Origin of the sequence: Pseudonocardia yuanmonensis, from assembly GCF_039542425.1 — a bacterium.
Taxonomy (GTDB): domain Bacteria; phylum Actinomycetota; class Actinomycetes; order Mycobacteriales; family Pseudonocardiaceae; genus Pseudonocardia; species Pseudonocardia yuanmonensis.
In genome coordinates this window covers 339,173-359,969 of record NZ_BAABIC010000002.1, presented here as the reverse complement: position 1 = coordinate 359,969, position 20,797 = coordinate 339,173, and the positions used below count along the sequence as shown (strand labels likewise).

Genomic DNA, 20,797 nt, shown 5'->3' with positions numbered 1-20,797 from the left:
GACACCACCGACACCAGGAGCGACCATGACCACGACCCTCGCCCCGTCGACCACCTTCGTCGTCAACGACAGCGGCGTCCGCATCGGGACCGTCGACGCGAACGGGCAGGTGCGGGACTTCGCCGGTGTGCACATCGGCTCGGTCCGGGACGACGGATCCGGCGCCGTCGTCGACTTCTCCGGGGTCCGGCTCGGACACGTCGCGGGCTGAGGCCCCGCGGCGCCGGTGCCGGCCGTCCCCGTCAGTCGGGCAGCAGCACGGCCGCGCCGGTGATCCGGTCCCCCGCCAGGTCGGCCAGGACCCGGTCCGCGCTCGACAGCGGCCGCGGGTCGACCGTGGGCCGGATTCCCAGGGCGGCCGCGAGCCGCAGGAACTCCTCCCCGTCGGCCCGGGTGTTCGCCGTGACGCTGCGCAGCTGCCGCTCCCGGAACAGCTCGCGCTCGTAGTCCAGTGCCGGGACGTCCGTGAGGTGGATCCCGGCGATCGCGAGCGTGCCGCCCGCGTCGAGCGCCCGCAGCGCCACCGGCACCAGCTCCCCGACCGGCGCGAAGGTCACCGCCGCGTCCAGCGGTTCCGGCGGCATCCCGTCGGCCGGCCCGGCCGACGCCGCGCCCAGCGCCAGCGCGAGCTCCCGCGCCTCCGCCGAGCGGGTCAGCACGTGCACCGTGGCCCCCTGCGCGATCGCGACCTGCGCGACCACGTGCGCCGAGGCCCCGAACCCGTAGATCCCCAGCCGGCCGCCCGGCGGCAGCTCGGCCCGCTTCAGAGCCCGGTAGCCGACGATCCCCGCGCACAGCAACGGCGCGGCGGTCGCGTCGTCGAGCTGCGCGGGCAGCGCGTAGGCGTAGGCCTCGGGGACGACGGCGTACTCCGCGTAGCCGCCGTCGGCGTCCCAGCCGGTGAAGCGGGCGTCCGGGCAGAGGTTCTCGCGGCCGGTCCGGCAGAACCGGCAGCGTCCGCACGTCCCGCGCAGCCACGCGATGCCGATCCGGTCCCCGATCGCGAACCGCCGCGTCCCCGTGCCCAGCGCGTCAACCACGCCGACGACCTCGTGCCCCGGCACCGTGCCGGGGTGGTGCGGGGGCAGGTCCCCCTCCGCCAGGTGCAGGTCCGTCCGGCACACCCCGCACGCGGACACCCGCACCCGGACCTCACCCGCGCCGGGCTCCGGGTCCTCCCGGTCCACCCGGGCCAGCGGGCCCGCCACGACGGGCCCCGGCCTGCGGACGATCCACGCCTTCATCCGGGCCTCCCCTCACCGCCCGGCGCCGCCCGGGGTGGTCAACGGGGCTCCTCGCGTCCGTCCGAGCGGCCCGCGGCGGCGTCCGGCCGGACGACCGCGACGGGGCTGTGGGCGTGGTGCAGCAGGGCCCGGCTCGTCGAGCCGAGCAGGACGCGGCCGAACCCGCCGCGGCCGAACGAGCCCACGACGACCAGGCGCGCGTTCACCGACCGCGCGACCAGCGACCGGGTGGCCGGGCCGTGGACCACCTCCCGCGACACCCGGACCCCGGGGTACTTCGCGCCCCAACCGGCGAGCCGCTCGGCGAGCACCTCGTGTTCCTCCTGCTCGAGGCTCTCGAGCTCGGACCGGGTGATGCCCGCGGGATCCTCGACGAACTCGGCCCAGGCGTGCACCGCGACCAGGGGGGCGGACCAGGCGTCGGCCTCGGCGAACGCGAACGCCAGGGCCGCCTCGCCCGCCGGCGAGCCGTCCACGCCCACCACGACCGGACGGACCCGGTCGCCGTCGGCCAGCGCGGCGTCGGACTCGACCGGGCCGCGGACCACCACGAGGGGGCACTCCGCGGACCGGGCGAGCGTGTCGCCGACCGAGCCGACGAGCAGGCCGGCGAAGCCGCCCACCCCCCGGGTCCCGACGACCAGCGCCCGCGCGGCGGCGGACTCGGCGGTGAGGACCTCGGCCGGGTCACCCTCGACGACGGCCTGGTCCACGGGGACCTCCGGCGCCACGCCCCGGGCCAGGCGCGCCGCGACCCAGAGCTGCCGCTCGGTGTGGTGGCGCATCCGCTCCACCGCCTCGAGCGGAGAGGACCGGGGCAGCTGGTACGCACGGACGAGCCGCACCACGCAACCGTGCCGGGCGGCGTACGCCGCGGCCCACCGGGCGGCCTCCGCGGCGAGGTCCGACCCGTCGATCCCGGCGACGACGACGCCGTTGCCCGCACCGCTCATCGGTTCTTCTCCGCGCGGTCCGGGCGGGCGACCAGCACCGGGCAGTGCGCGTGGTGCAGGAGTGCATGGCTCACCGAGCCGAGCAGCAGGCCCGTGGCGTTCCCCCGCCCCCGCGAGCCGACGACCACCAGCTGTGCCTGCGCCGTCTCCGTCAGCAGCGCCCGGGCCGGGCGGTCCCGCTCCACCAGCCGGCGGACCTCGACGTCCGGGTACTTCTCCGACCAGCCGGCCAGCCGCTGGGCGAGCAGGGACCGTTCCTCGGTCTCGAGGGCGTCCCAGTCGACCACCGGGGCGAGGGTCGGCTCGATCATGTCGTCGAGCCACGTGTGCACCGCCACCAGCGGCACCCGCCGCAGCGCGGCCTCCTCGAACGCCAGGGCGACCGCGGCCTCGCTGGTCGGTGACCCGTCGACCCCGACGACGACGGGCCGGGTGTCCGGTTCCCCCGTCCCCGGGCCGGTCCGCTCGTCCCGGCTCCCCCGGACCACGAGCATCGGTGACCCGCCCCGGGCGGCCAGGGCGCCGGCCACCGAACCGAGCAGCAGGCCGGTGAAGCCGCCCAGCCCCCGGCTGCCGACCACGGTCAGCTGCGCGTGGTCGGACTCGTCGAGCAGTACCGGGACGGGGAAGCCCTGGCACAGCTCGGACTCGACGGCCACGTCGGGGGCCAGCCGGCGGGCCTGCTCGGCGGCCGCGTCGAGCACCGCCCGGGCGGCCTCGGTCATGGTGTGGCGGTAGGCGGTGCCCAGCCCCGGGTTGCCGACGTGTCCGGCCGGGATCGGGGCGAAGGCGAGGACGACGCGCAGCGGCGCATGCCGGAGCACCGCCTCCTCGGCGGCCCAGCGCACGGCGTCGCGCGCCGACTCCGACTCGTCCACGCCGACGACGACCGGGCCGCCGGGGTGCTTCTCGTTCATGCAGGTGTCCTCTCGGGGGGTCCTGGCGGAGGGAGCCGTCAGGCGTGGTCGGTGGTCTCGGGGCGCACCACGGCGACCGGGCAGGCGGCGTGGTGCAGCACGGCCTGGCTCACCGAGCCCATCGTCAGCCCGCCGGCCGCGCCGAGCCCCCGGGCCCCGACGACGACCAGGCCGGCCCCCTCGGACCGGGCGACGAGCGCGCCCGCGGCGCCGTCGAAGGCGACGGCGAGGTGCACCTCGACGCCGGGGTACTTGCCCCGCCACACGGCGACCCGCTCCTCGAGCAGCTGCTCCTCCTCGGCGAGCACCGCCTTGGGGTCCAGGGTCGGTACGAGGAAGGGATCGAGCACCGCGCTGCTCCAGGTGTGCACCGCGACGAGGGGGACCGCCCGCAGCGCGGCCTCCTCGAAGGCGAACAGGAGCGCCTGCTCGTCCTCGTCGCCCCGGCCCTCGACCCCGACCAGGACCGGACCGTGCGGGAGGGCCTGGCCGCGCACGACGACCACGGGGCAGGAGGCGTGGGCCGCGGCGGAGACGGCGACGGACCCGAGCAGCAGGCCGGTGAACCCGCCCCGCCCCCGGCTCCCCAGCACCAGCAGGGCGGCCCGCTCCGACTCCGCGCACAGCACCCGCCGCGCCTCGCCGTCGCGGACCTCGTGCTGCACGTCGATCCCGGGTGCGGCCTCGCGTGCCGCGGCCACCGCGGCGGTCAGGTGCTCGTCGGCCGCCCGCTCCCACACCCGGCGCTGGTACTCCTGCCCGAGCTGCGGAACCCCGATCGGGCGGAACATCGTGTGGGCGACGGCGGCCACGAGCCGGAGCCCGCAGCCCCGGCGCGCCGCCTCCGCGGCCGCCCACCGCGTGGCGTCGAGGGCACTGTCCGAGCCGTCGACGCCCACCACGACCGCTCCGGCGTGGCCACTGGTCATCGTTCCTCCTCGAAGGCGTCTCCCCCGGAAGGCCTCCGGAGCCGGAACCGAGGGTCCCTCGCGGGTCCCGGTGTCCACATCGGCTCTCCGGCCCGGCGCCGGAAGGCCGAAGGCCCCTGCTCCGGGGGACGGACGGGGGCGGGTGCCGGGGCGGTCGCAGGGCGGAAGGCCCGCCGGCGCGGGGTCCGCGGGCTCTCCTGCCGGCGCGCGGGTGGGCGCACGCTGGGCGGAGCATCGACACGTCGAGGGAGCGAGATGTCCACATCAGACCGGACCGGACCGGACCGGCACGCCGACGTGCTCGTCGTGCACGCGTCGAAGGCCGGCGGAACGGCCGGCATCGCCACCGTGGTGGCCGACGAGCTGCGAGCCCAGGGCCTGCGGGTGGACGTCGCCACCGCCACCGACGCGGCCGCCGACGACGTCACCCTGGCCGGCTACCGGGCCGTCGTGCTCGGCAGCGCGCTGTACGCCGGACGCTGGCGCCACGACGCCGTGCGCTTCCTGCGCCGGCACGCCGTCATGCTCCGCGGGCGCCGGGTCTGGTTGTTCCAGTCCGGTCCGTGCGGACCGGACGCCGCCCACCAGGCCGAACAGGGCGCGGCCGAGCCGATTTCGGTCCGGCGGCTGCGGGAGGACATCGACGCGGACCCGCCGGTCACCTTCGGTGGCGTGCTCGACCCGGCGACCGCGCACGGCCTCGCACGGTGGATGGCCCGCGGCGACCTCGCCGGGGACCACCGGGACCCGGAGCGGATCCGCGCCTGGGCGCGCACCATCGCGCAGAGCCTGCAGCCCGTCGGGCACGTGAGCCCGTGATGTCCACCCAGGTCGACACCGCCCTCCTCGAGCGTGCCGTCCGGCTCGCCCTGCGGGCGCCGTCGGTGCACAACACCCAGCCCTGGCGCTGGCGGCTGCGCCGCGCGGAGGTGGAGCTGCACGCCGACCCGGCGCGGCACCTGCCGGGTACCGATCCGGACCGCCGCGACCTCCTGATCAGCTGCGGGGCGGCGCTGCACCACCTGCGCGTCGCCCTGGCGGGACTGGGGGTCGCCGCCGAGGTCGACGTCCTGCCCGATCCGGAGAAGTCCGGGCACCTGGCGACGGTGCGGGTCGTCGACGGGCCGCCGGACCGCTCCGCGGCCGCGCTGTTCGGCCAGATCGCCCGCCGGCACACCGACCGCCGCCGCTACTCGGCCGAGCCCGTTCCCGCGGCACGGCTGGCCGCACTCGTCGACCGCGCCCGGGGCTTCGGGGTCGTCGCGTACCCGGTGACCGATCCGGGCGTCCTGCAACGGATGAACGAGGTCCTGCGGCTCGCCGCCCGCGAGCAGCGGCACGAGCCCGGCTACCTCGCCGAGCTGCTGATCTGGACGCACCGCTACGCCGACGCGCACGACGGCGTCCCGCGCGTCGCGGTGCCGGTGCGGACGGGGCAGTGGGACGTGCCGCATCTCCAGCGTTTCCCCTCCGGGACGCTGGCCCCGGGCCGGGACCTCGGCCCCGACGGCGGGACGCTGCTGGTCCTCGCCACGGCCGAGGACGACACCGCGTCCCGGCTCGCGACGGGCGAGGCGACCAGCGCCGTGCTGCTCCACGCCACCCGCGTCGGGCTGGCCACCGCACCGCTCAGCCAGGCCGTCGAGCTGCCCCTGGCACGGAAACGGCTGCGCGCGGTCCTGGGGACACCCGACCAGCCGCAGATCGTGATCCGTCTGGGCCTCCCCCTGCCCGAGGCCCCGCCGCTCGCGCCGACGCCACGCCGTCCGCTGGCCTCGGTCCTGCTGCGTCCGTGACACGGAAGGTCCGGCCGCCGCGCTCGCCGCCGGGTCTCGCGCCCGGCGTCGAGGCCCTGCGCCGGCGCCGGTGGCCCGCCCTCAGGGGTGACCTCGTCGGCGGGCTGACCGTGGCCGCCTACCTCGTGCCGCAGGTGCTGGCCTACGCCGCCGTCGCGGGCCTCCCACCGGTGGCCGGGCTCTGGGCGGCCGCCGCCGCGCTGGCCGTGTACCCCCTGCTCGGGTCCTCGCCGCTGTTGTCGATCGGCCCCGAGTCCACCACCGCGCTGCTCACCGCGGTCGCGATCGCGCCCCTGGCCGGGGGTGCCCCGGGTCGCTACGCCGCCCTCGCGGCCGGGCTCGCGCTCGTCGTCGGCGTCGTGTGCGTGCTGGCCCGCACGGCCCGGCTCGCCTTCCTCGCCGACCTCCTGTCCCGCCCGGTCCTCGTCGGCTACCTGGCCGGCATCGCCGTGATCATGATCATCGGCCAGTTGGGCCCCCTCACCGGCGTCACGGTCGAGGGCGACGGGGCGACGGACGAGGTCGTCTCCTTCGCGACCCGGCTCGGCCAGACGCACCTGCCGACCCTCGTCGTCGGGCTCACCGTGCTCGCGCTCCTCGGGCTGGGGGCCCTGCTGGCGCCCCGGGCCCCGGTCCCCCTCCTCGCGGTGCTGCTCGCCGCCGGCGCGGTCGCCGCGCTCGGGCTCGACGAGCGGGGGGTGGCCACGATCGGCGCGGTCCCGGCCGGTCTCCCCGTCCCCGGCCTGCCGGACCTCGGCCTCGCCGACGTCGGGTCGCTGATGCTGCCCGCACTCGGGGTGGCGGTGGTGGGCTACACCGACGTCGTCCTCACCGGGCGCGCCTTCGCCGACCGCACGGCGGTCCCGCTCCGAGCGGACCGCGAGCTGCTCGCGCTGGGCGGGGCGAATCTCGCGTCCGGCCTCGTCGGGGCGTTCCCGGTCAGCAGCAGCGGGAGCCGGACCGCCCTGGGCGACGCCACCGGTGCGCGGAGCCAGCTGCACTCGGTGGTGGTCCTCCTCGCCGTCGTCGTCGTCCTCCTCGCGGGCGGCCGGGTGCTCGAGGCGCTGCCCCGCGCCGCCCTCGGGGCCCTGGTGGTCTACGCCGCCCTGCGCCTGATCGACGTCGGGGAGTTCCGCCGGATCGCCCGCTTCCGGCGCAGCGAGCTGCTGCTCGCCGTCGCCACCGTCGCGGCCGTGCTCGCCCTCGGTGTGCTGTACGGGGTGCTCGCCGCCGTCGGGCTGTCGTTGCTCGACCTGGTCCGCCGGATCGCCCGGCCGCACTCGGCGGTGCTCGGTTTCGCCCCCGGCGTCCCCGGGATGCACGACGTCCACGACCTGCCCGGTACCGAGCCGGTCCCCGGGCTGGTCGTGCACCGGTACGACGCTCCGCTGTTCTTCGCCAACGCGGACGACTTCCGCCGCAGCGTGCTCGCCGTCGCCGACGGCACGACGCCCGCCCGCTGGGTGCTGCTGGACCTGGAGGCGGTCACGGAGCTCGACGTGACGGCGGCCGACATGCTCTGCGGCCTGGCCCGCGAGCTCACCGAGCGCGGTGTCGTCGTCGCGGTCGCGCGGGCGAAGCGCGAACTGGTCGAGGACCTCGCCGCCGGCGGGGTACTGGAGACGATCCCCCCGGAACGGCTGTACCCGACGCTGCCGACGGCGGTGGCCGCCTACCGGGCCGCGACGGGCGAGCCGACCGGGCCGCCGGGTCCCGTCGGGGGCGGCGGGCCGCCCGCGGTGTGACGCCCACCGACAACCATCTGCACCGCGCTCAGCCGGTGCGGGCCGGGACGCGGACCGGGGCGAGCACGACCGGGCAGGGGGCGAAGCCGACGAGCCCGCGACTCGTCGAGCCGAGCAGCACGCCGTCGTCGGGCCGGGGTGCGCGGGACGCGGAGCGCGGGGCGGCGACGACCATCCGGGCCGACTCGGCGAGGTCGAGCAGCGTGCGCAGGGCCGTGCCCTCCACCGAGCGCGCCTCGACGGCGAGATCCGGGACGCGCGCGGCGACCCGTCGGCGTGCCTCGGCCGCCATGCCCTCCCCGCGGGCCGCCAGCTCCGACCAGTCCTCGGGGCGGCGGTGGGCACCGCCCCCGGCGCCGGCGACGACGTCCGACCACACGTGCACCGCGAGCAGGGGTGCGCCGAGGTCGCGGGCGAGATCGGCCGCGAGGTCGAGGGCGTCGTTCCCCGCCCCGGTGCCGTCGACCCCGACCACGACCGGCCCGGTCGTCGGCGGCGTCCGGTCGGTCTCTGAACCCCGCACGACGGCGAGCGGGCAGGGCGAGGACCCGGCCAGCCGCAGGGCGGCGGTGCCGGCGAGCAGTCCCCCCGAACTCCCCGTGCCGTGGCTCCCCACCACCAGCAGGTCGGCGCCGTCGGCCCGGGCCAGCAGGGTGTCCGCCACGGTCTCCGGCTCACCCGGCCCCGGTACCACGTCGGCGTGCGCGCCGAGGCTCGCCGCCAGTGCGGTCAACCAGCCGGGCGCGGAGGTGTCGGCCCCGACGAGCACCAGGTGGAGTGGTGCGCCGCGGGCGTCCGCGATCTCGGCCGCCCACGTGGCGGCGGCCTCCGCGGACGGCGTCGCGTCGACACCCACGACCACCGGACGCCCGGCTGCGCCCTTCTCCGAGTCCGCCACGGTGTCCCCCTCGTCTCCCGGTCCCCACCAGGCTGACAGCGCGGGGCCGTGTGCGACAGGGCACGGCGGCACGGTGCCCGTTCCGGACCTCACCCGGCAACCAGGGGCGTCCGGCCCTACCGGGCGCCCGCTCATCGGGCGCCCGCGGTGGGCGGACCGCCCTGTGGCGAGCCGCGTGGCACCCGGTCGACCCCGGGGACCTTCGCCCGTGCCGCTGCCCGCCCGGTGCGGCGAGTGTGCCGGGCATGGGCGCAGCGCGGGCGCACGACGAGGTGACGATCCTCCTGACCGGCGACGTGATGCTCGGACGCGGCATCGACCAGATCCTCCCCCACCCCGGCAGCCCGGAGCTGCGCGAACGGTTCGTGCGCGACGCCCGCACGTACGTGGAGCTCGCCGAGGCCGCGACTGGCGCGGTGCCCCGGCAGGCTGCTCCCGGATGGCCGTGGGGCGACCTGCTCGCGCTGCTCGACAGGACCGGCCCGGACGTGCGCATCGTCAACCTGGAGAACGCCGTGACGACCGCATCGGCGTTCGCTCCGCACAAGGCGGTCCACTACCGGATGCACCCGGCCAACCTATCCACCCTGCGTGCCCTGGACCCCGACCTGTGCTGCCTCGCGAACAACCACGTCCTGGACTTCGGTGCCGACGGTCTGCGGGAGACGCTCGACGTCCTGGCCGCGGCCGGGCTGCGGACCGCCGGCGCGGGGCGGGATGCGACCGAGGCCTGGCGCCCCGCGGTGCTCCCGCTCCACACCGGCGCCCGGCTCGTCGTGCTCTCCGTCGCGCACACCTCGAGCGGGGTCCCGCCCGGCTGGGCGGCGACCGGCACGACGCCGGGGGTCGCCCTGCTCCCCGAGTCCGGCGACCGCGGCGTGGACGCAGTGGTGCGGAGTCTGGCAGCGGTGCGCACCCGGGGCGATCTCACGCTGGTGTCCGTGCACCGGGGGTCGAACTGGGGCTACGAGGTCGCCGCCGAGCAGCGGCGGTTCGCCCGCGACCTCGTCGACGCCGGGGTCGACCTGGTGCACGGACACTCCTCCCACCACCCGCGACCGATCGAGGTCCACCGGGGCCGGCTCGTCCTCCACGGCTGCGGTGACCTCGTCGACGACTACGAGGGCATCAGCGGCTACGAGCAGTACCGGCCCGACCTGCGGGCGGCGTACCTGGCCACGCTCGACGGGGCCACCGGTGCCCTGCGACGGCTGCGCATGATCCCGCTGCGGGCCCGCCATCTGCGGCTGGAACGAGCTCCCGCCGAGGATGCCGACTGGCTGGCCCACACGCTCGACCGGGTCTGCCGACCCTTCGGATGCCGGATCCGGGTCGGCGCCGACGGGCTGCTCGACCTCGAGGTCGTGTGAGGACGTCCGGCGTCCGGCCCCGGGACGGACGGCCCTGCGCAGCGGCGCGACGGGAGCGGAGTGTCGGGGACGTCCCGACGGGGAGGACCCGGGACGGACGAGGAGGAGGACCTTCCATGAGCATGATCTCGCGCCGCGACAAGGGCACCGATGTCGCACCGTTCAGCCGCATGGACCGCCTGTTCGACGAGTGGTTCCGGTCGCTGCCGATGCGCCGCCCGTTCGGGCTGGACTGGACGGGCGAGGAGCTGATCCGCGTCGACGAGTACCGCGACGGCGACACCCAGGTGATCAAGGCCGACCTGCCCGGGATCGACCCGGCGAAGGACGTCGAGATCACCGCCGCCGAGGGCATGCTGCGCATCAAGGCCGAGCGCCGCATCGAGAAGGACCGCGAGGACAAGGGCTACACCCGCCACGAGATCCGCTACGGCTCCATGACCCGCACCCTCCCACTGCCGGAGGGCGTGAGCGAGGGCGACATCACCGCGAGCTACAGGAACGGGACCCTCGAGATCCGCGTCCCGATGCCACCGAAGCCCGAGGCGAAGAAGCCGACCACCATCCCGGTCAGCAGCTCCTGACCCCTCGATCCGACGGGGTGCCACGCCCTCGGGGGGTCTCACCCCGCTTGCGGACGGGAGGAACCGCCATGCGCGTCCGCGACATCGAGGGCGGCCGCCGACGTGGAGATCGTGGTCCGCACCGGCGCGCCGCGGCCCTCCTGGCCCCGCTGCACAGCGGCTTCGGCGTGGTCGAGCACTGGTCCCGACCGTCGAGGGCCGCACCGCGCCGGTCACCGATCCCGCCGCGAGCCGATGGTTACGCGGGGGGCCTCGGCTCTGTCGGTTCCGTGTTCGTGCCGGGCGTGCGGCGGTCGACGCGGTGGCGGCGGGTGAGGACCGGCTCGAGGGCCGCGATCTCCTCGGGTGTGGCCGTGCGGAACGGGGGCGTGGTCGGCGCGGCGAGCGGGCGGCGTTCCTGTCCGCGGGTGGCGCGCAGGCTGGCGACGATCGAGACGCCGAGGATGGTCGCGATGACCGCCAGCGAGACCGTGGTGGGGATGTAGTACAGGTCCACCTTGAGCAGCATCTTGATCCCCACCCAGATCAGGACCGCCGCCAGCCCCACCTTCAGGTACACGAAGCGGTGGACGAGGTCGGCGAGCAGGAAGTACATCGCGCGCAGCCCGAGGATCGCGAAGGCGTTCGCGGTGAACACCAGGAACGGCTCCTCCGTCACCGCGAAGATCGCCGGGATGGAGTCGACGGCGAAGACGACGTCGGTGACCTCGATCAACACGAGCACCGCGAGCAACGGAGTGGCCAGCAGCGTCCCGTCGCGCCGGACGAGGAAGCGCCGGCCGTGGTAGGCGTCGCTCAGGGGGATCCAGCGGCGGAACAGCCGCAGCACTCGCGAGGATCCCGGGTCGAGGTGGGAGTCGCGGCGGCGGATCATCCGGTAGCCGGTCCAGACCAGGAACGCCGCGAACACGTACAGCACCCAGGAGAAGTTCGCGATCAGCACTGCGCCGGCGGCGATGAAGATCCCCCGAAGGACCAGGGCGCCGAGCACTCCGAGGAAGAGCACCCTGTGCTGCAGTTCGGCGGGCACGGCGAACCAGCTGAAGATGATCGCCCAGACGAACACGTTGTCGACCGCGAGGGACTTCTCGATCACGTAGCCGGCGAAGTACTGCTGGCCGAACTCGGCGCCGTGGATCCACCAGATCAGGGCGCCGAACCCGACGCCGAGCAGCACCCACACCGTCGACCACGCCGCGGCCTCCCGCAGCCCGATGACGTGGGCCCGCCGGTGGGCGAACAGATCGACGGCGAGTATGGCGAGGACGACACCGAGCACGGCGAACCATGCCCACAACGGAACGGACACCGACGACACCTCCGGCAGCGCAGCACGAGCGACTCCGGAGGTCTCTCCCGGCCGGAACCCGCGTCGACGCGCCGGCCCGGCCCCGCTCGCCGGGCCGCGCACGGCCGGACTGACGACGAGGACGGCTGGGGATACTCCCCTCCACCAACACCAACGAGTGAAGCGCACTTCGTATTTTTCGGCAACCCCTCGCGTCCCGGCGGGCCCTCCGGACGGGAGAGGGGCGTCGACCGGCGCGGCGCCCGGTTCAGGCGTCGTCGGGGTCGGTCCCCGGCGCGGGGCCGTCGTGGTCGGCGAACAGTGCGAGGAGTTCGCCGATCCGGTGCCGGGCCTCGGCCGGATGCCGGAAGCGGCGATGGGGGTGCAGCTGGTAGACGTTGCGCCGCCCGACCCGGATGCGGGTGAGGTAGCCCTCGTCCTCGAGGTCGGCCACGATGGCCTGCACGGACCGCTCCGTGATGCCGACCCTGGTCGCCACGTCCCGCAACCGGGCCTGGGGGTCGCGGGCCAGCGCGAGCAGGACGTGACCGTGGTTGGTCAGGAACGTCCACTCGGGGAGACGACGCCCGGGCGAGCTCATGCCGCCACCCCCGGATCGCCTGCCGTGGCCGTTCCCGACCGGTACGACCCACGAGCCCCTCGCTGCTCGCGGCGATCCTAGCTCATCTCCCGGTGTCTCCCCGGACAGACGAACTGTGATTCGCGTAGGCAGCAACGTACGACGACGGCCCCGGCAGCTAGAGGGTCTTCACGTCGACCTTCCGCTCGTCCACGTCGTGGGTGAGGCGGTCCACCACGTCGACGACACCCTCGAGCCGGCGCGTCAGGGCGGTGGCGACCATGGCGTCGGCGTGCGTGGGCACCCGGCCCTCCAACGTCACGACCCCGCCGGAGGCCGTCACGTCCACGTCCCCGGGGTCGATCAGCAGGATGCGGCCGAGCACCTCGTCCCGGACCTCGCGGGCCAGGTCCTCGTCCGGGCGGTCGAACACCCGCAGCAGGTCCGAGCGGCCGAGCACGCCACGGAGGTGGGCCGGCCGGCCCGCGAGGTGACCCGTCGGGCCGTCGACCACGGGGAGCCAGCCCAGCCGGTGCGCCGCCATGAGGCGCGCGGCCTCGGCCACCCCGGTCCCCGGCGAGACGGCGACGACGTCCGTCGTCATCAGGTCGGATGCGCGGGTGCGCGGCGGGATGTCCGGCCGGTGGTGCCACCGGTGGCGCCGGTGGAGCACGGGCCGCTCCACGTCGTCGTGCTCGGCCAGGAGGAGCACGTCCGCCTCGGACACCACGCCGAGCAGGTACTCCCCGTCGACCACGGGCAGCGCGCGCACACCGCGTCGGCGCAGCGCCGCCACGATCTCGGCGACCGGGGCGTCCGGACCGACCGCCTCGACGTCCGTCGTCATGACCTCCGCGACCAGGGTCCGGCGTAGTGAGGTCATCGAGCCACCTCCACGGCCGCCGGCGCGGCGGCACGCCGCGCGGCCTCGTCGGGCACGGTCGGCGACTGCACGACCGTGACGGTGCAGGATGCGTGCAGCACACAATGCAGGCCCACCGACCCGAGCAGCAGGCTCGCCCCGGCCCCGCGGCCGCGGGACCCGACCACGACCAGGTCCGCACCGAGCGAGGCACCGCTCAGCACCTGCCCGGGATCCCCCGGCACCGCCCGCACCGCGATCTCGGGGACGACCTCGCACACCGGCCCGGCGCGCAGCTCCTCGGCGGCCACGGCCGCGCGGACACGCAGCTCGCGCTCGATCTCCGCGGCCAACCCGCGGGGCGTGGGGACCTGCGGCACGCCGTACACGACCGGCCAGGGCGCCGGCACGGTGAAGGCGGACACCACCTCGAGCACGGCCCCCCGCCGGGCTGCCTCGTGCAGCGCGAACCGGAGCGCGGCGGCCGCACCCGGCGACCCGTCGTCGCCCACGACGACGCGGCCCCGCGGTGACTCGACGCGGGAAGTGGGGCGCTGCGGCAGGCCACGCCGGCGGCGCACCTCCTCCGCCCCGTGCTCGGCGCGCGCGACGACCCGCAGGGCGTCCCGGCGGGTGACGATGCCGACCAGGTCGCCGTCGTCGACGATGGGCACCGACCGCACGTGCGAGCTGAGCATCAGCGACACGACGTCCGCGAGGTCGTCCTCCGGACGCATCGCCAGCGGCGTCCCGGACATGACCTCGTCGACGACCTCCGGTGCCTCCCCCTCGGGCCACCCCTCGGGCCGGAACCGGTCCCGTACCAGGTCGGCCTCCGTCACGAGGCCGAGCAGGTGCCCGTCCGCGTCGACCACCGGTGCCGCGGTGAACCCGTGCGCGGCCAGCAGCGCGGCGGCCGGCGCGATCGGAGTCCCGGTCCGCACGGTGACGACCGGGCTGCTCATCACGTCGTCGGCCCGCAGTCCGGTGCCCGGACCGGCGGTCATCGGGTGCTCCGCCAGCGCGGCTCCACGTCGGCCCACTCCCGCTCCCACTCGGCCGCGTGCATCCGGCCGACCCCGAGGAACGCGAGGTGTCCGAGCGCGGCCACCACGAACTCGCCGACCAGCAGGACGCCGGCCACGGTCGCCGCCGTCACGAAGAAGGCCTCGGTCGTGGTCAGCGGGGACCGCACCAGCCGGCCGTCCGTGGTGACCCAGGCGACGACCGGGTCGCCGGCCTGCTTCGGGCCCGTCACCTCGGTGCGGCCGACGTGCTCGACCCCGTCGCGATCGGTCCAGCGCACGTCGGCCGGGACGTGGTTGCCGCCCTCGGGCAGGACGGGCACGTCCTCGGTCAGGACCGCGGTGATCCGGGTGCGGTCCCGGGCCTCCGCGGTCACCCGCTCGGACAGGCCGTCGTGCACCCGGAGGCCGACCACGACGGAGACGCCCAGCACGAGCAGGACCGCGGCACAGACCGCCCAGGCCGTCAGGTCGGCGACGCGGTCGGACCGGCGACGGGGCAGCCGGCGGCCGCGGCGCTCCGGCCGGGGCGGGCTGGTGTGCTCATCGGCGCGCATTGCGGGTCACCCTTCCGCGCGTGACCGCCGGGCCTGCGAGGTCGGTACGCGTCCTGTCGTCCGTACTGGTCATGGTGGGTCGACACCCCGGCGCGTCCGGCTGCGCGAGGAGCGCCGCGTCGACGGGGCGTCGAGGTCGGCCTCGTCCCCGTACAGGGCGGCGAGGACGTGCTCCTCGTCGCCGGCTTCACCGTCGAGGTCGCCCCAGGCGTCCGGGCCGTCGGAGGCGTCGATCCACGGCCGACGTTCCTCCTCGGGGGCGCGCGACGGCAGGGCCGTGCTGCCCGTTCCCGGGTGGCCCCTCGGCCCGTCGCCGCCGGTCCCGCGGGTCCCGTCGTCGCGGTCCTCCGGCCCGGTCCGCTCGGGCCGGCCGGACAGCAGTGCGTTCATGCCGCCGAGGGTTCGGCGCCGCCGACGAGCCGGGCAGGGCCCAAGGTCCGCCGACCGCGCGCCGATCGGTACCGCTCGGGTGGGACGGCGCCCGACCCCACGCGGAGCTGCTCGTGCTGGGTCGCTCGCAGCGCGGGTCGCCCACCCGGACCCTCGCGGGCGCGCCCGCCGCCGCGGTCGTGGCCGCCGCCCGCTGTCCGGTCCTCGTCGTGCCGGAGCCCGCGCGCCGGAGCCCGGCCGCCGGTCGCAGGACACGGCCGGCCCGGCGACCGGCCTGACCGCGCGTTCCTGCGCTCGACGACGAGATCCGTGCCGACGTGCTCGATGAGGTCGGTCGGCCGTCATCGGGAGGCGACGCCGCCCGGTCCTGCCGCGGCAGGTCGGTCGGTCGCACCGGACATCGCGACGAACCGGAGCGCCTCGCCGGGGCGCAGGAGCCGGACGTCGTCGCCGCATCCCACCCGCACCGGCGTGCCGGGCCCGGGGGCGGCGGCGACCCGGACCTCGCGGCCGCTGACCTGGACGTCGAGCGTGTGGCTTCGGTACTCCACGGTGAACTCCAGCGCCCCGTAGCGGGCCGGCCAGTGCGGGTTGAACCAGAGGGCGTCGGCACGGGTCTCCAGCCCGGCGAAGCAGCGCTGGAGCAGGTCGACGGATCCGGCCATCGCCCCCAGGTGCACGCCCTCGGCTGTGGTGCCGCCCTGCACGTCGGCCAGGTCGCTGCGCACCGCGCGCTCGAAGTGGTCGAGGGCGTCCTCGCGGTGGGCGCGGGCCAGCACCCAGGCGTGCACGAGGGCGCTCAGCGTCGAGCCGTGCGCCGTGTGCGCGAGGTGGTGGTCGATGGTGCGCGGGATGACCTCCGGCGGGAGCGCGTATCCGAGCCCGCCGAGCAGCTCGCGCAGCTCGTCCGCCGAGAGCAGGTAGAAGAGCATGAGCGCGTCGGCCTGCTTGGTGACCTGGTAGTCGTCCACCGACCGGCCCTCGGCCTCCAGGATGCGGTCGAGCCGCTGCAGGTCGCCGTAGCGGCGCCGGTAGTCCGCCCAGTCGAGCTCGGGGAGCAGGCTCGCGCCGTGGAACTGCTCGAGGACGCCGTCGGCCCGGAAGGGCACGTACATGCGCCGGCACAGGTCGTCCCAGTGCAGCAGCTCCGCCGGGGTCAGCCCGAGCCGTTCGACGAGCTCGGCGCGCCGGGTGCTGGGCAGCACGGCGAGGGTGTCCCGCGCCCGGTGCCACAGCCACACGGCCATGACGTTCGTGTAGGCGTTGTCGTCGATGCCGGGCTCGGCCGCCCCGGGATACCGGGTCGAGTACTCGTCCGGCCCCATCACGCCCCGGATCCTGTAACGGTCCGACGCCGGGTCGTGCCGGGCGAGGTCGGCGAAGAACCGGGCGACCTCGAGGACGACCTCGGCGCCGTGCCCGGCGAGGAAGTCCAGGTCGCCGGTGGCCTGGTAGTACTGCCAGACGTCGTAGGCCACCGCCAGCCCGACGTGGCGCTGCAGGTGGCTGGTGTCGGGCATCCACCGGCCCGAGCGGGGGTTGAGGTGCACCCGCTGGCTCTCCTCGCGACCGTCGCTGCCGGACTGCCACGGGTACATCGCCCCGCGGTGCCCGGCCACCCGGGCGGCATGGCGGGCGGCGTCGAGCCGGCGGACGCGGTAGTGCAGCAGCGCCCGCGCGAGCTGCGGCATGCGCAGCGTCAGCACCGGGAGCACGAACAGCTCGTCCCAGAACACGTGCCCGCGGTACGCCTCGCCGTGCAGGCCGCGCGCGGGGATGCCGGCGTCGAGATCGAGGTCGTGCGGCGAGACGGTCTGGAGCACGTGGAACAGGTCCAGCCGCAGGGTGCGGAGGGTCTCGGCCGTCGCGGTCCCCCGGCCGTCGGTGAGGTCGACGCGGAAGCGCCGCCACAGCTGGTCCCACGCCAGCTCGTGGCTCGTCAGCAGGGCCTGGAAGCACGGGGCCTCGGCGAGCTGCTCGACGGCCGTCAGCGCCGGGTGGGACACCGCGACGTCCCGGGAGGTGACCAGCGCGACGATCTTCTCGACGGTCAGCGCGCGGCCCTCGGCGACGTCCGCCTCCAGGTCGTGGGAGATCCGTCCGCGCTCGCGCACGGTGCGGCGGCCGGTCGCGATGCCGGTGCCGGCGTCCACGCGGGTACGGGCCGCCTCGGCCACCAGCAGCTCGGACTGGGTGGTCCGGGCGACGAGCAGCAGGGTCTCGGGGTCGACCTCCTCCGTGCTCGCGACCCGCAGGTGCCGGTCCGCCATGTCCCGGTACCGCGCGACGCCGCTGTTCGTGACCCGGCCGTCGAGGCCGGAGCGCAGGCGCAGGCGCCCGGACCAGTTCTCCGGTGTCACGACGGTCTGCAGGCCGGCGAGGTGCCGCAGGCCCATGTGCACGAAGCGGCGCTGGCGCACCGCGGTTCGGCGGCCCGCCCCGTCGGTGAACCGCAGGACCCGGCTCAGCAGCCCGCGTCGCATGTCCAGGGTGAGCCGGTGGTCGAGCAGGTGGGCGGGGTCGAGCGGGTCGATCCACTCGCCCTCGACCGCGATCCGCAGCACCAGCCAGTTGGGCAGGTTGACCATGCTCTCGGTCTCGACGACCGCGCCGCCCACCTCGTCGCGGAGCCGGTTGAAGAACCCGGCGGCGTAGGTGCCCGGGTAGTGCGGGCCGCCCGCGGGGCTCTCCGGCGCGGCGCCGCGCACCGCCTGGTAGCCGTTGCCGAGGGTGCACAGCGCCTCGCGCCGGCCCTCGTCGGCGGGATCGAACCCCTCGAGGACCAGGGTCCAGTCGTCCTGCACCCGCGCGGCGGCGGTCACGAGCGGGACCGCCCGGCCCTCGGTCCACGCACGGTCACAGGACCGCGTTCGCCAGGGTGTCGCGCACCCGGAGCAGGATCTCCCGCCGCTGCCTGAGGTAGGTCCGGTATCGCGGGTTGTCCGTGTCCGCGATCTCCATGGACATGCGTCCGAGGAGCGCGCTGACGACCTCGTGGACCGTCTCCGCCTCCTCGTGGGTCAACCTGAGCTCGACCATGACCGCTCCTCCCGGATCTGTTCGGGTCACCCCGTGGTGCCGGACGCAGGGGCGCCTCGCCGGTCCGCCTCCCGGGCCGCCCGGGTCGCGGCGTCGATCGACGTCCGGGAGCCGTCGATCCCCGCGACGACCGCCCGGTCCCGGGGACTGCCGGGCGCGCTCCGTCATGGCCGCCTCCGTTCCGTGGATCCGAGGATGCGACGTCCGGTCGTCGGGGCGCCGCTGCGCATCGACCCGTCGTGACGGGACGTTGGACCCGGCAGGGCGGCCCCGTCCCCGATCGGGGTGGACGGGCCCACCGGCCCTGCCACGACCGCCTCCGGTGACCCACCCTGGACCCGTACCGAACCGACGCCCCGGAGCGCCCGATGACCGTGCTGGACCAGTCCGTCCCCACAGGCCTGGGCACGATGCTCGTGCTGCCCGCCGACGAGGTCGACACGCCCGCGCTCCCCACTTGGGTCCGCGGTTGGGTGGACCACGCGGGAGCGACGGCGGAGCTGGCCCCCGCAGGCGCGCACGACGTCGCGATCGCGCGGGCGTACCGGACCCGCCGCGGACCGGTGCTGCTCCTGCGTCACGACGGCGGTTCCCCGCCTCGCCGGATCGTGGCGGCGGTCCAGGAGCACGACGCGGACCGGCCCGTCGTCGCGGCGGCGGCCTCCGCGGCGGCGGCCTGCCGCGCGCGGTTGCGGATCGTCCACGCCGTGCCCCGCTCCTTCGGTGAGCGCAGCATCGGCCTCGCCGAGGCGGTGGAGCGCGGGCGCCGACTGGTGACCTCCGTCGGCACGGTCGAGCAGCCGGGTGTGCCCGTCGGCCGCGAGCTCGTCCGTGCGTGGCCGCACGAGGTCCTCGACGAGACCCTCGACGCCGATCTCCTGGTCGTCGGTGGTCCGCGCCCGCACGGCCCGGACGAGCTCGGGCTGACCGCCCGCGCCGCCGTCGTCCACGCGCCCTGCTCGGTGCTGGTCGTGCCGCGGGCGTGCTGAGCGCGTAGCGCCCTCCCGGGTGGCGAGGACGTCACGCACCGCGGCGTCAGGCGCACCGGACAGGGTCGGCATCCGGGCCCTTCTCCCCTGCTCCGGGACTCGATCCGCGGACACCGTGGCGGGTGGAGGGAGCACGTGCGATGACACGCATCAGCCGCCGCCGGGCACTGGCGCTCGGCGGTGCGGGGGTCGCGGCCACGATCGCCGGCGCCGCCGGCTGGGTGGCCACCGACGGCCCGATCACCCCGGTCGGCGACCGGGTCCAGGGCGGCTCCCCGGACGAGGAGCTCGCCCGGCCTGCGGAGCTGGTCGGGCGGGACGGCCGGCTGGACGTCGAGCTGGTTGCGGCTGCGGGGGTCCGGATCGCGGGCCGTGACACCCGGGCCCTCGGGTTCAACGGCTCGTCACCGGGGCCGACGCTGCGTGTGCGGCCGGGCGACGAGCTGGCGGTGCGGATGACCAACCACCTGGACCAGCCCACCAACCTGCACACGCACGGCCTGCGGGTCTCCCCGCAGGGCGACGGCGACAACGCCTTCGTCCGGATCGAGCCGGGCGCGTCGTTCGACTACCGCTACCGCGTTCCCCCCGACCACCCGCCCGGCACGCAGTGGTACCACCCGCACCACCACCGCACGGTCGCCGATCAGCTCTTCGGTGGCCTCGCGGGCGCCCTGCTCGTCGACGGCGGTCCGGCGCTCCCCGTCGCCGACGACCGGGTCCTGCTCGTCACCGACATCACGCTCGAACCGGACGGCTCCGTCGCCGCCGTCGGCCCCATGGACCGGATGCGGGGACGCGAGGGTGACCTGGTGCTGGTCAACGGGCAGCACCGTCCGGTGGTGCCGGCCACGTCCGGCGAGGCCCAGCGCTGGCGGATCGTCAACGCCTGCACCTCGCGGGTGCTCGCGCTGCGGTTGGAGGGCCACACGCTCGCGCAGATCGCGCAGGACGGCACCTTCCTCCCGGGCCCGGTCGCGGAAGGGCGCGCGGTTCTCGCCCCGGGCAACCGGATCGACGTCGTCGTCTCGCCCGTGGTGGCCGGGCGCTTCGCACTGATCCTCGACCCGTTCGACCGCGGGAACGCCATGATGGGCGGCACCCGGTCCGGCGGCCCGATCACCCTCGCCACCCTCGTGGTGGACGGGCAGGCGGCCCCCGCGCCCGCGTTGCCGGTCACGCTGCCCGCCGAGTCCGCGGTCGCGCCCGCCACCGCGCGGCGTTCGACGACGTTCCGGATGGGCATGGGCGGTCCCATGATGGGCGGCGGGCAGGCGGTCATGACCATCGACGGGCGCCCGTTCGATCCGGACCGTGACGACCAGATCGTGGCGGCCGGCACCGTGGAGGAGTGGACGGTCCTCAACTCCGGTCCGCTCGCCCACCCGTTCCACCTGCACGTCTGGCCGTTCACGGTGGTGGCCGCCAGCGACGGCCGACCGACTGCCGGTGTTCCCCAGGACGTGGTGCTCGTGCCGGCGGGCGGCTGGGTGAAGGTGCGCATCGCCTTCACCACACACACCGGCCGCAGCGTGTACCACTGCCACATCCTCGATCACGAGGACGCCGGGATGATGGCCACGGTCGTGGTCCGGTGAGACCTCGACCGGGCGGGGCCGCTCCGGGTCGGG

General features: G+C 75.9%; 22 protein-coding genes. 9 read left to right on the top strand and 13 right to left on the bottom strand.

Translation table 11 applies throughout. From position 1 onward, the window contains the following. Positions 1 to 25: 25 nt before the first annotated feature. Complete coding sequence (locus ABD990_RS04145) at positions 26 to 211, top strand: hypothetical protein (RefSeq protein WP_345378424.1); 186 nt, start codon at positions 26 to 28, stop codon at positions 209 to 211. A 31-nt stretch (positions 212 to 242) separates the two neighbouring features. Here the strand turns inward: ABD990_RS04145 and ABD990_RS04140 are convergent, their stop codons facing one another. From ABD990_RS04140 to ABD990_RS04125, 4 genes are read right to left on the bottom strand one after another with little or no spacing between them, the layout of a single operon-like run. Next, complete coding sequence (locus ABD990_RS04140) at positions 243 to 1,244, bottom strand: zinc-dependent alcohol dehydrogenase family protein (protein ID WP_345378423.1); 1,002 nt, start codon at positions 1,242 to 1,244, stop codon at positions 243 to 245. A gap of 38 nt (positions 1,245 to 1,282) precedes the next feature. Continuing rightward, positions 1,283 to 2,197 carry a universal stress protein gene (locus ABD990_RS04135; RefSeq protein ID WP_345378422.1) on the bottom strand — a complete coding sequence of 305 codons (915 nt, stop codon included), beginning with the start codon at positions 2,195 to 2,197 and terminating at the stop codon, positions 1,283 to 1,285. Continuing rightward, positions 2,194 to 3,114: a universal stress protein gene (locus tag ABD990_RS04130; RefSeq protein WP_345378421.1), complete on the bottom strand. Its 921-nt coding sequence runs from the start codon at positions 3,112 to 3,114 to the stop codon at positions 2,194 to 2,196. Before ABD990_RS04130 ends, ABD990_RS04135 begins: the two co-directional genes overlap by 4 nt. Before the next feature lie 38 nt (positions 3,115 to 3,152). Next, on the bottom strand, positions 3,153 to 4,043 hold the full coding sequence (locus tag ABD990_RS04125) for a universal stress protein (RefSeq protein WP_345378420.1): 891 nt from the start codon (positions 4,041 to 4,043) through the stop codon (positions 3,153 to 3,155). 255 nt (positions 4,044 to 4,298) lie between these two features. Between ABD990_RS04125 and ABD990_RS04120 the strand changes: the two genes are divergently transcribed. Genes ABD990_RS04120 through ABD990_RS04110 form a run of 3 tightly spaced genes read left to right on the top strand, consistent with a single transcriptional unit; the run spans position 4,299 to position 7,584 of the window. Then, positions 4,299 to 4,862: a flavodoxin domain-containing protein gene (locus ABD990_RS04120; protein ID WP_345378419.1), complete on the top strand. Its 564-nt coding sequence runs from the start codon at positions 4,299 to 4,301 to the stop codon at positions 4,860 to 4,862. After that, a complete protein-coding gene (locus ABD990_RS04115; protein WP_345378418.1) occupies positions 4,862 to 5,839 on the top strand; it encodes an Acg family FMN-binding oxidoreductase in 978 nt (325 codons plus the stop codon). The genes ABD990_RS04120 and ABD990_RS04115 overlap by 1 nt, the downstream gene beginning before the upstream one ends. Next, positions 5,836 to 7,584, top strand: coding sequence for a SulP family inorganic anion transporter (locus ABD990_RS04110; protein WP_345378417.1), 1,749 nt, complete (start codon positions 5,836 to 5,838; stop codon positions 7,582 to 7,584). Before ABD990_RS04115 ends, ABD990_RS04110 begins: the two co-directional genes overlap by 4 nt. A 28-nt stretch (positions 7,585 to 7,612) precedes the next feature. Here ABD990_RS04110 and ABD990_RS04105 read toward each other — a convergent pair whose 3' ends face one another. Next, entirely contained in the window at positions 7,613 to 8,482 is an 870-nt protein-coding gene (locus tag ABD990_RS04105; RefSeq protein WP_345378416.1) for a universal stress protein, read from the bottom strand. Between the two features lie 245 nt (positions 8,483 to 8,727). Here ABD990_RS04105 and ABD990_RS04100 point away from each other — a divergent pair, with 245 nt between their 5' ends. After that, a complete protein-coding gene (locus ABD990_RS04100; protein ID WP_345378415.1) occupies positions 8,728 to 9,852 on the top strand; it encodes a CapA family protein in 1,125 nt (374 codons plus the stop codon). Positions 9,853 to 9,968: 116 nt separating this feature from the next. Continuing rightward, on the top strand, positions 9,969 to 10,436 hold the full coding sequence (locus tag ABD990_RS04095) for an Hsp20/alpha crystallin family protein (protein WP_345378414.1): 468 nt from the start codon (positions 9,969 to 9,971) through the stop codon (positions 10,434 to 10,436). A 238-nt stretch (positions 10,437 to 10,674) separates the two neighbouring features. Here the strand turns inward: ABD990_RS04095 and ABD990_RS04090 are convergent, their stop codons facing one another. The 6 genes from ABD990_RS04090 to ABD990_RS04065 form a co-directional block, all read right to left on the bottom strand. Beyond that, the gene (locus tag ABD990_RS04090; RefSeq protein WP_345378413.1) at positions 10,675 to 11,745 is read right to left on the bottom strand and encodes a TerC family protein; all 1,071 of its coding nucleotides are present in this window, start codon (positions 11,743 to 11,745) and stop codon (positions 10,675 to 10,677) included. 247 nt (positions 11,746 to 11,992) lie between these two features. Beyond that, positions 11,993 to 12,325, bottom strand: a complete 333-nt coding sequence (locus ABD990_RS04085) for a helix-turn-helix transcriptional regulator (RefSeq protein WP_345378412.1) — start codon at positions 12,323 to 12,325, stop codon at positions 11,993 to 11,995. Positions 12,326 to 12,482: 157 nt separating this feature from the next. After that, positions 12,483 to 13,187, bottom strand: coding sequence for a CBS domain-containing protein (locus ABD990_RS04080; RefSeq protein ID WP_345378411.1), 705 nt, complete (start codon positions 13,185 to 13,187; stop codon positions 12,483 to 12,485). Further along, the gene (locus ABD990_RS04075; RefSeq protein WP_345378409.1) at positions 13,184 to 14,173 is read right to left on the bottom strand and encodes a CBS domain-containing protein; all 990 of its coding nucleotides are present in this window, start codon (positions 14,171 to 14,173) and stop codon (positions 13,184 to 13,186) included. The genes ABD990_RS04080 and ABD990_RS04075 overlap by 4 nt, the downstream gene beginning before the upstream one ends. Then, on the bottom strand, positions 14,170 to 14,748 hold the full coding sequence (locus ABD990_RS04070; protein WP_345378407.1) for an Rv1733c family protein: 579 nt from the start codon (positions 14,746 to 14,748) through the stop codon (positions 14,170 to 14,172). The genes ABD990_RS04075 and ABD990_RS04070 overlap by 4 nt, the downstream gene beginning before the upstream one ends. A 69-nt stretch (positions 14,749 to 14,817) precedes the next feature. Continuing rightward, positions 14,818 to 15,138 (bottom strand): hypothetical protein, encoded by a 321-nt coding sequence (locus ABD990_RS04065; RefSeq protein WP_345378406.1) that lies wholly within the window; start codon positions 15,136 to 15,138, stop codon positions 14,818 to 14,820. Between ABD990_RS04065 and ABD990_RS34285 the strand changes: the two genes are divergently transcribed. Further along, on the top strand, positions 15,129 to 15,416 hold the full coding sequence (locus ABD990_RS34285; RefSeq protein ID WP_425569395.1) for a universal stress protein: 288 nt from the start codon (positions 15,129 to 15,131) through the stop codon (positions 15,414 to 15,416). The genes ABD990_RS04065 and ABD990_RS34285 overlap by 10 nt on opposite strands. A 63-nt stretch (positions 15,417 to 15,479) precedes the next feature. Here the strand turns inward: ABD990_RS34285 and ABD990_RS04060 are convergent, their stop codons facing one another. After that, a complete protein-coding gene (locus ABD990_RS04060) occupies positions 15,480 to 17,960 on the bottom strand; it encodes a glycoside hydrolase family 65 protein (protein WP_345378405.1) in 2,481 nt (826 codons plus the stop codon). A 34-nt stretch (positions 17,961 to 17,994) separates the two neighbouring features. Then, positions 17,995 to 18,177, bottom strand: coding sequence for a hypothetical protein (locus ABD990_RS04055; protein WP_345378403.1), 183 nt, complete (start codon positions 18,175 to 18,177; stop codon positions 17,995 to 17,997). A 368-nt stretch (positions 18,178 to 18,545) separates the two neighbouring features. Here ABD990_RS04055 and ABD990_RS04050 point away from each other — a divergent pair, with 368 nt between their 5' ends. Beyond that, positions 18,546 to 19,166 carry a universal stress protein gene (locus tag ABD990_RS04050; RefSeq protein ID WP_345378402.1) on the top strand — a complete coding sequence of 207 codons (621 nt, stop codon included), beginning with the start codon at positions 18,546 to 18,548 and terminating at the stop codon, positions 19,164 to 19,166. A gap of 140 nt (positions 19,167 to 19,306) precedes the next feature. Further along, a complete protein-coding gene (locus ABD990_RS04045; RefSeq protein WP_345378401.1) occupies positions 19,307 to 20,764 on the top strand; it encodes a multicopper oxidase family protein in 1,458 nt (485 codons plus the stop codon). The last annotated feature ends 33 nt before the right edge of the window (positions 20,765 to 20,797 follow it).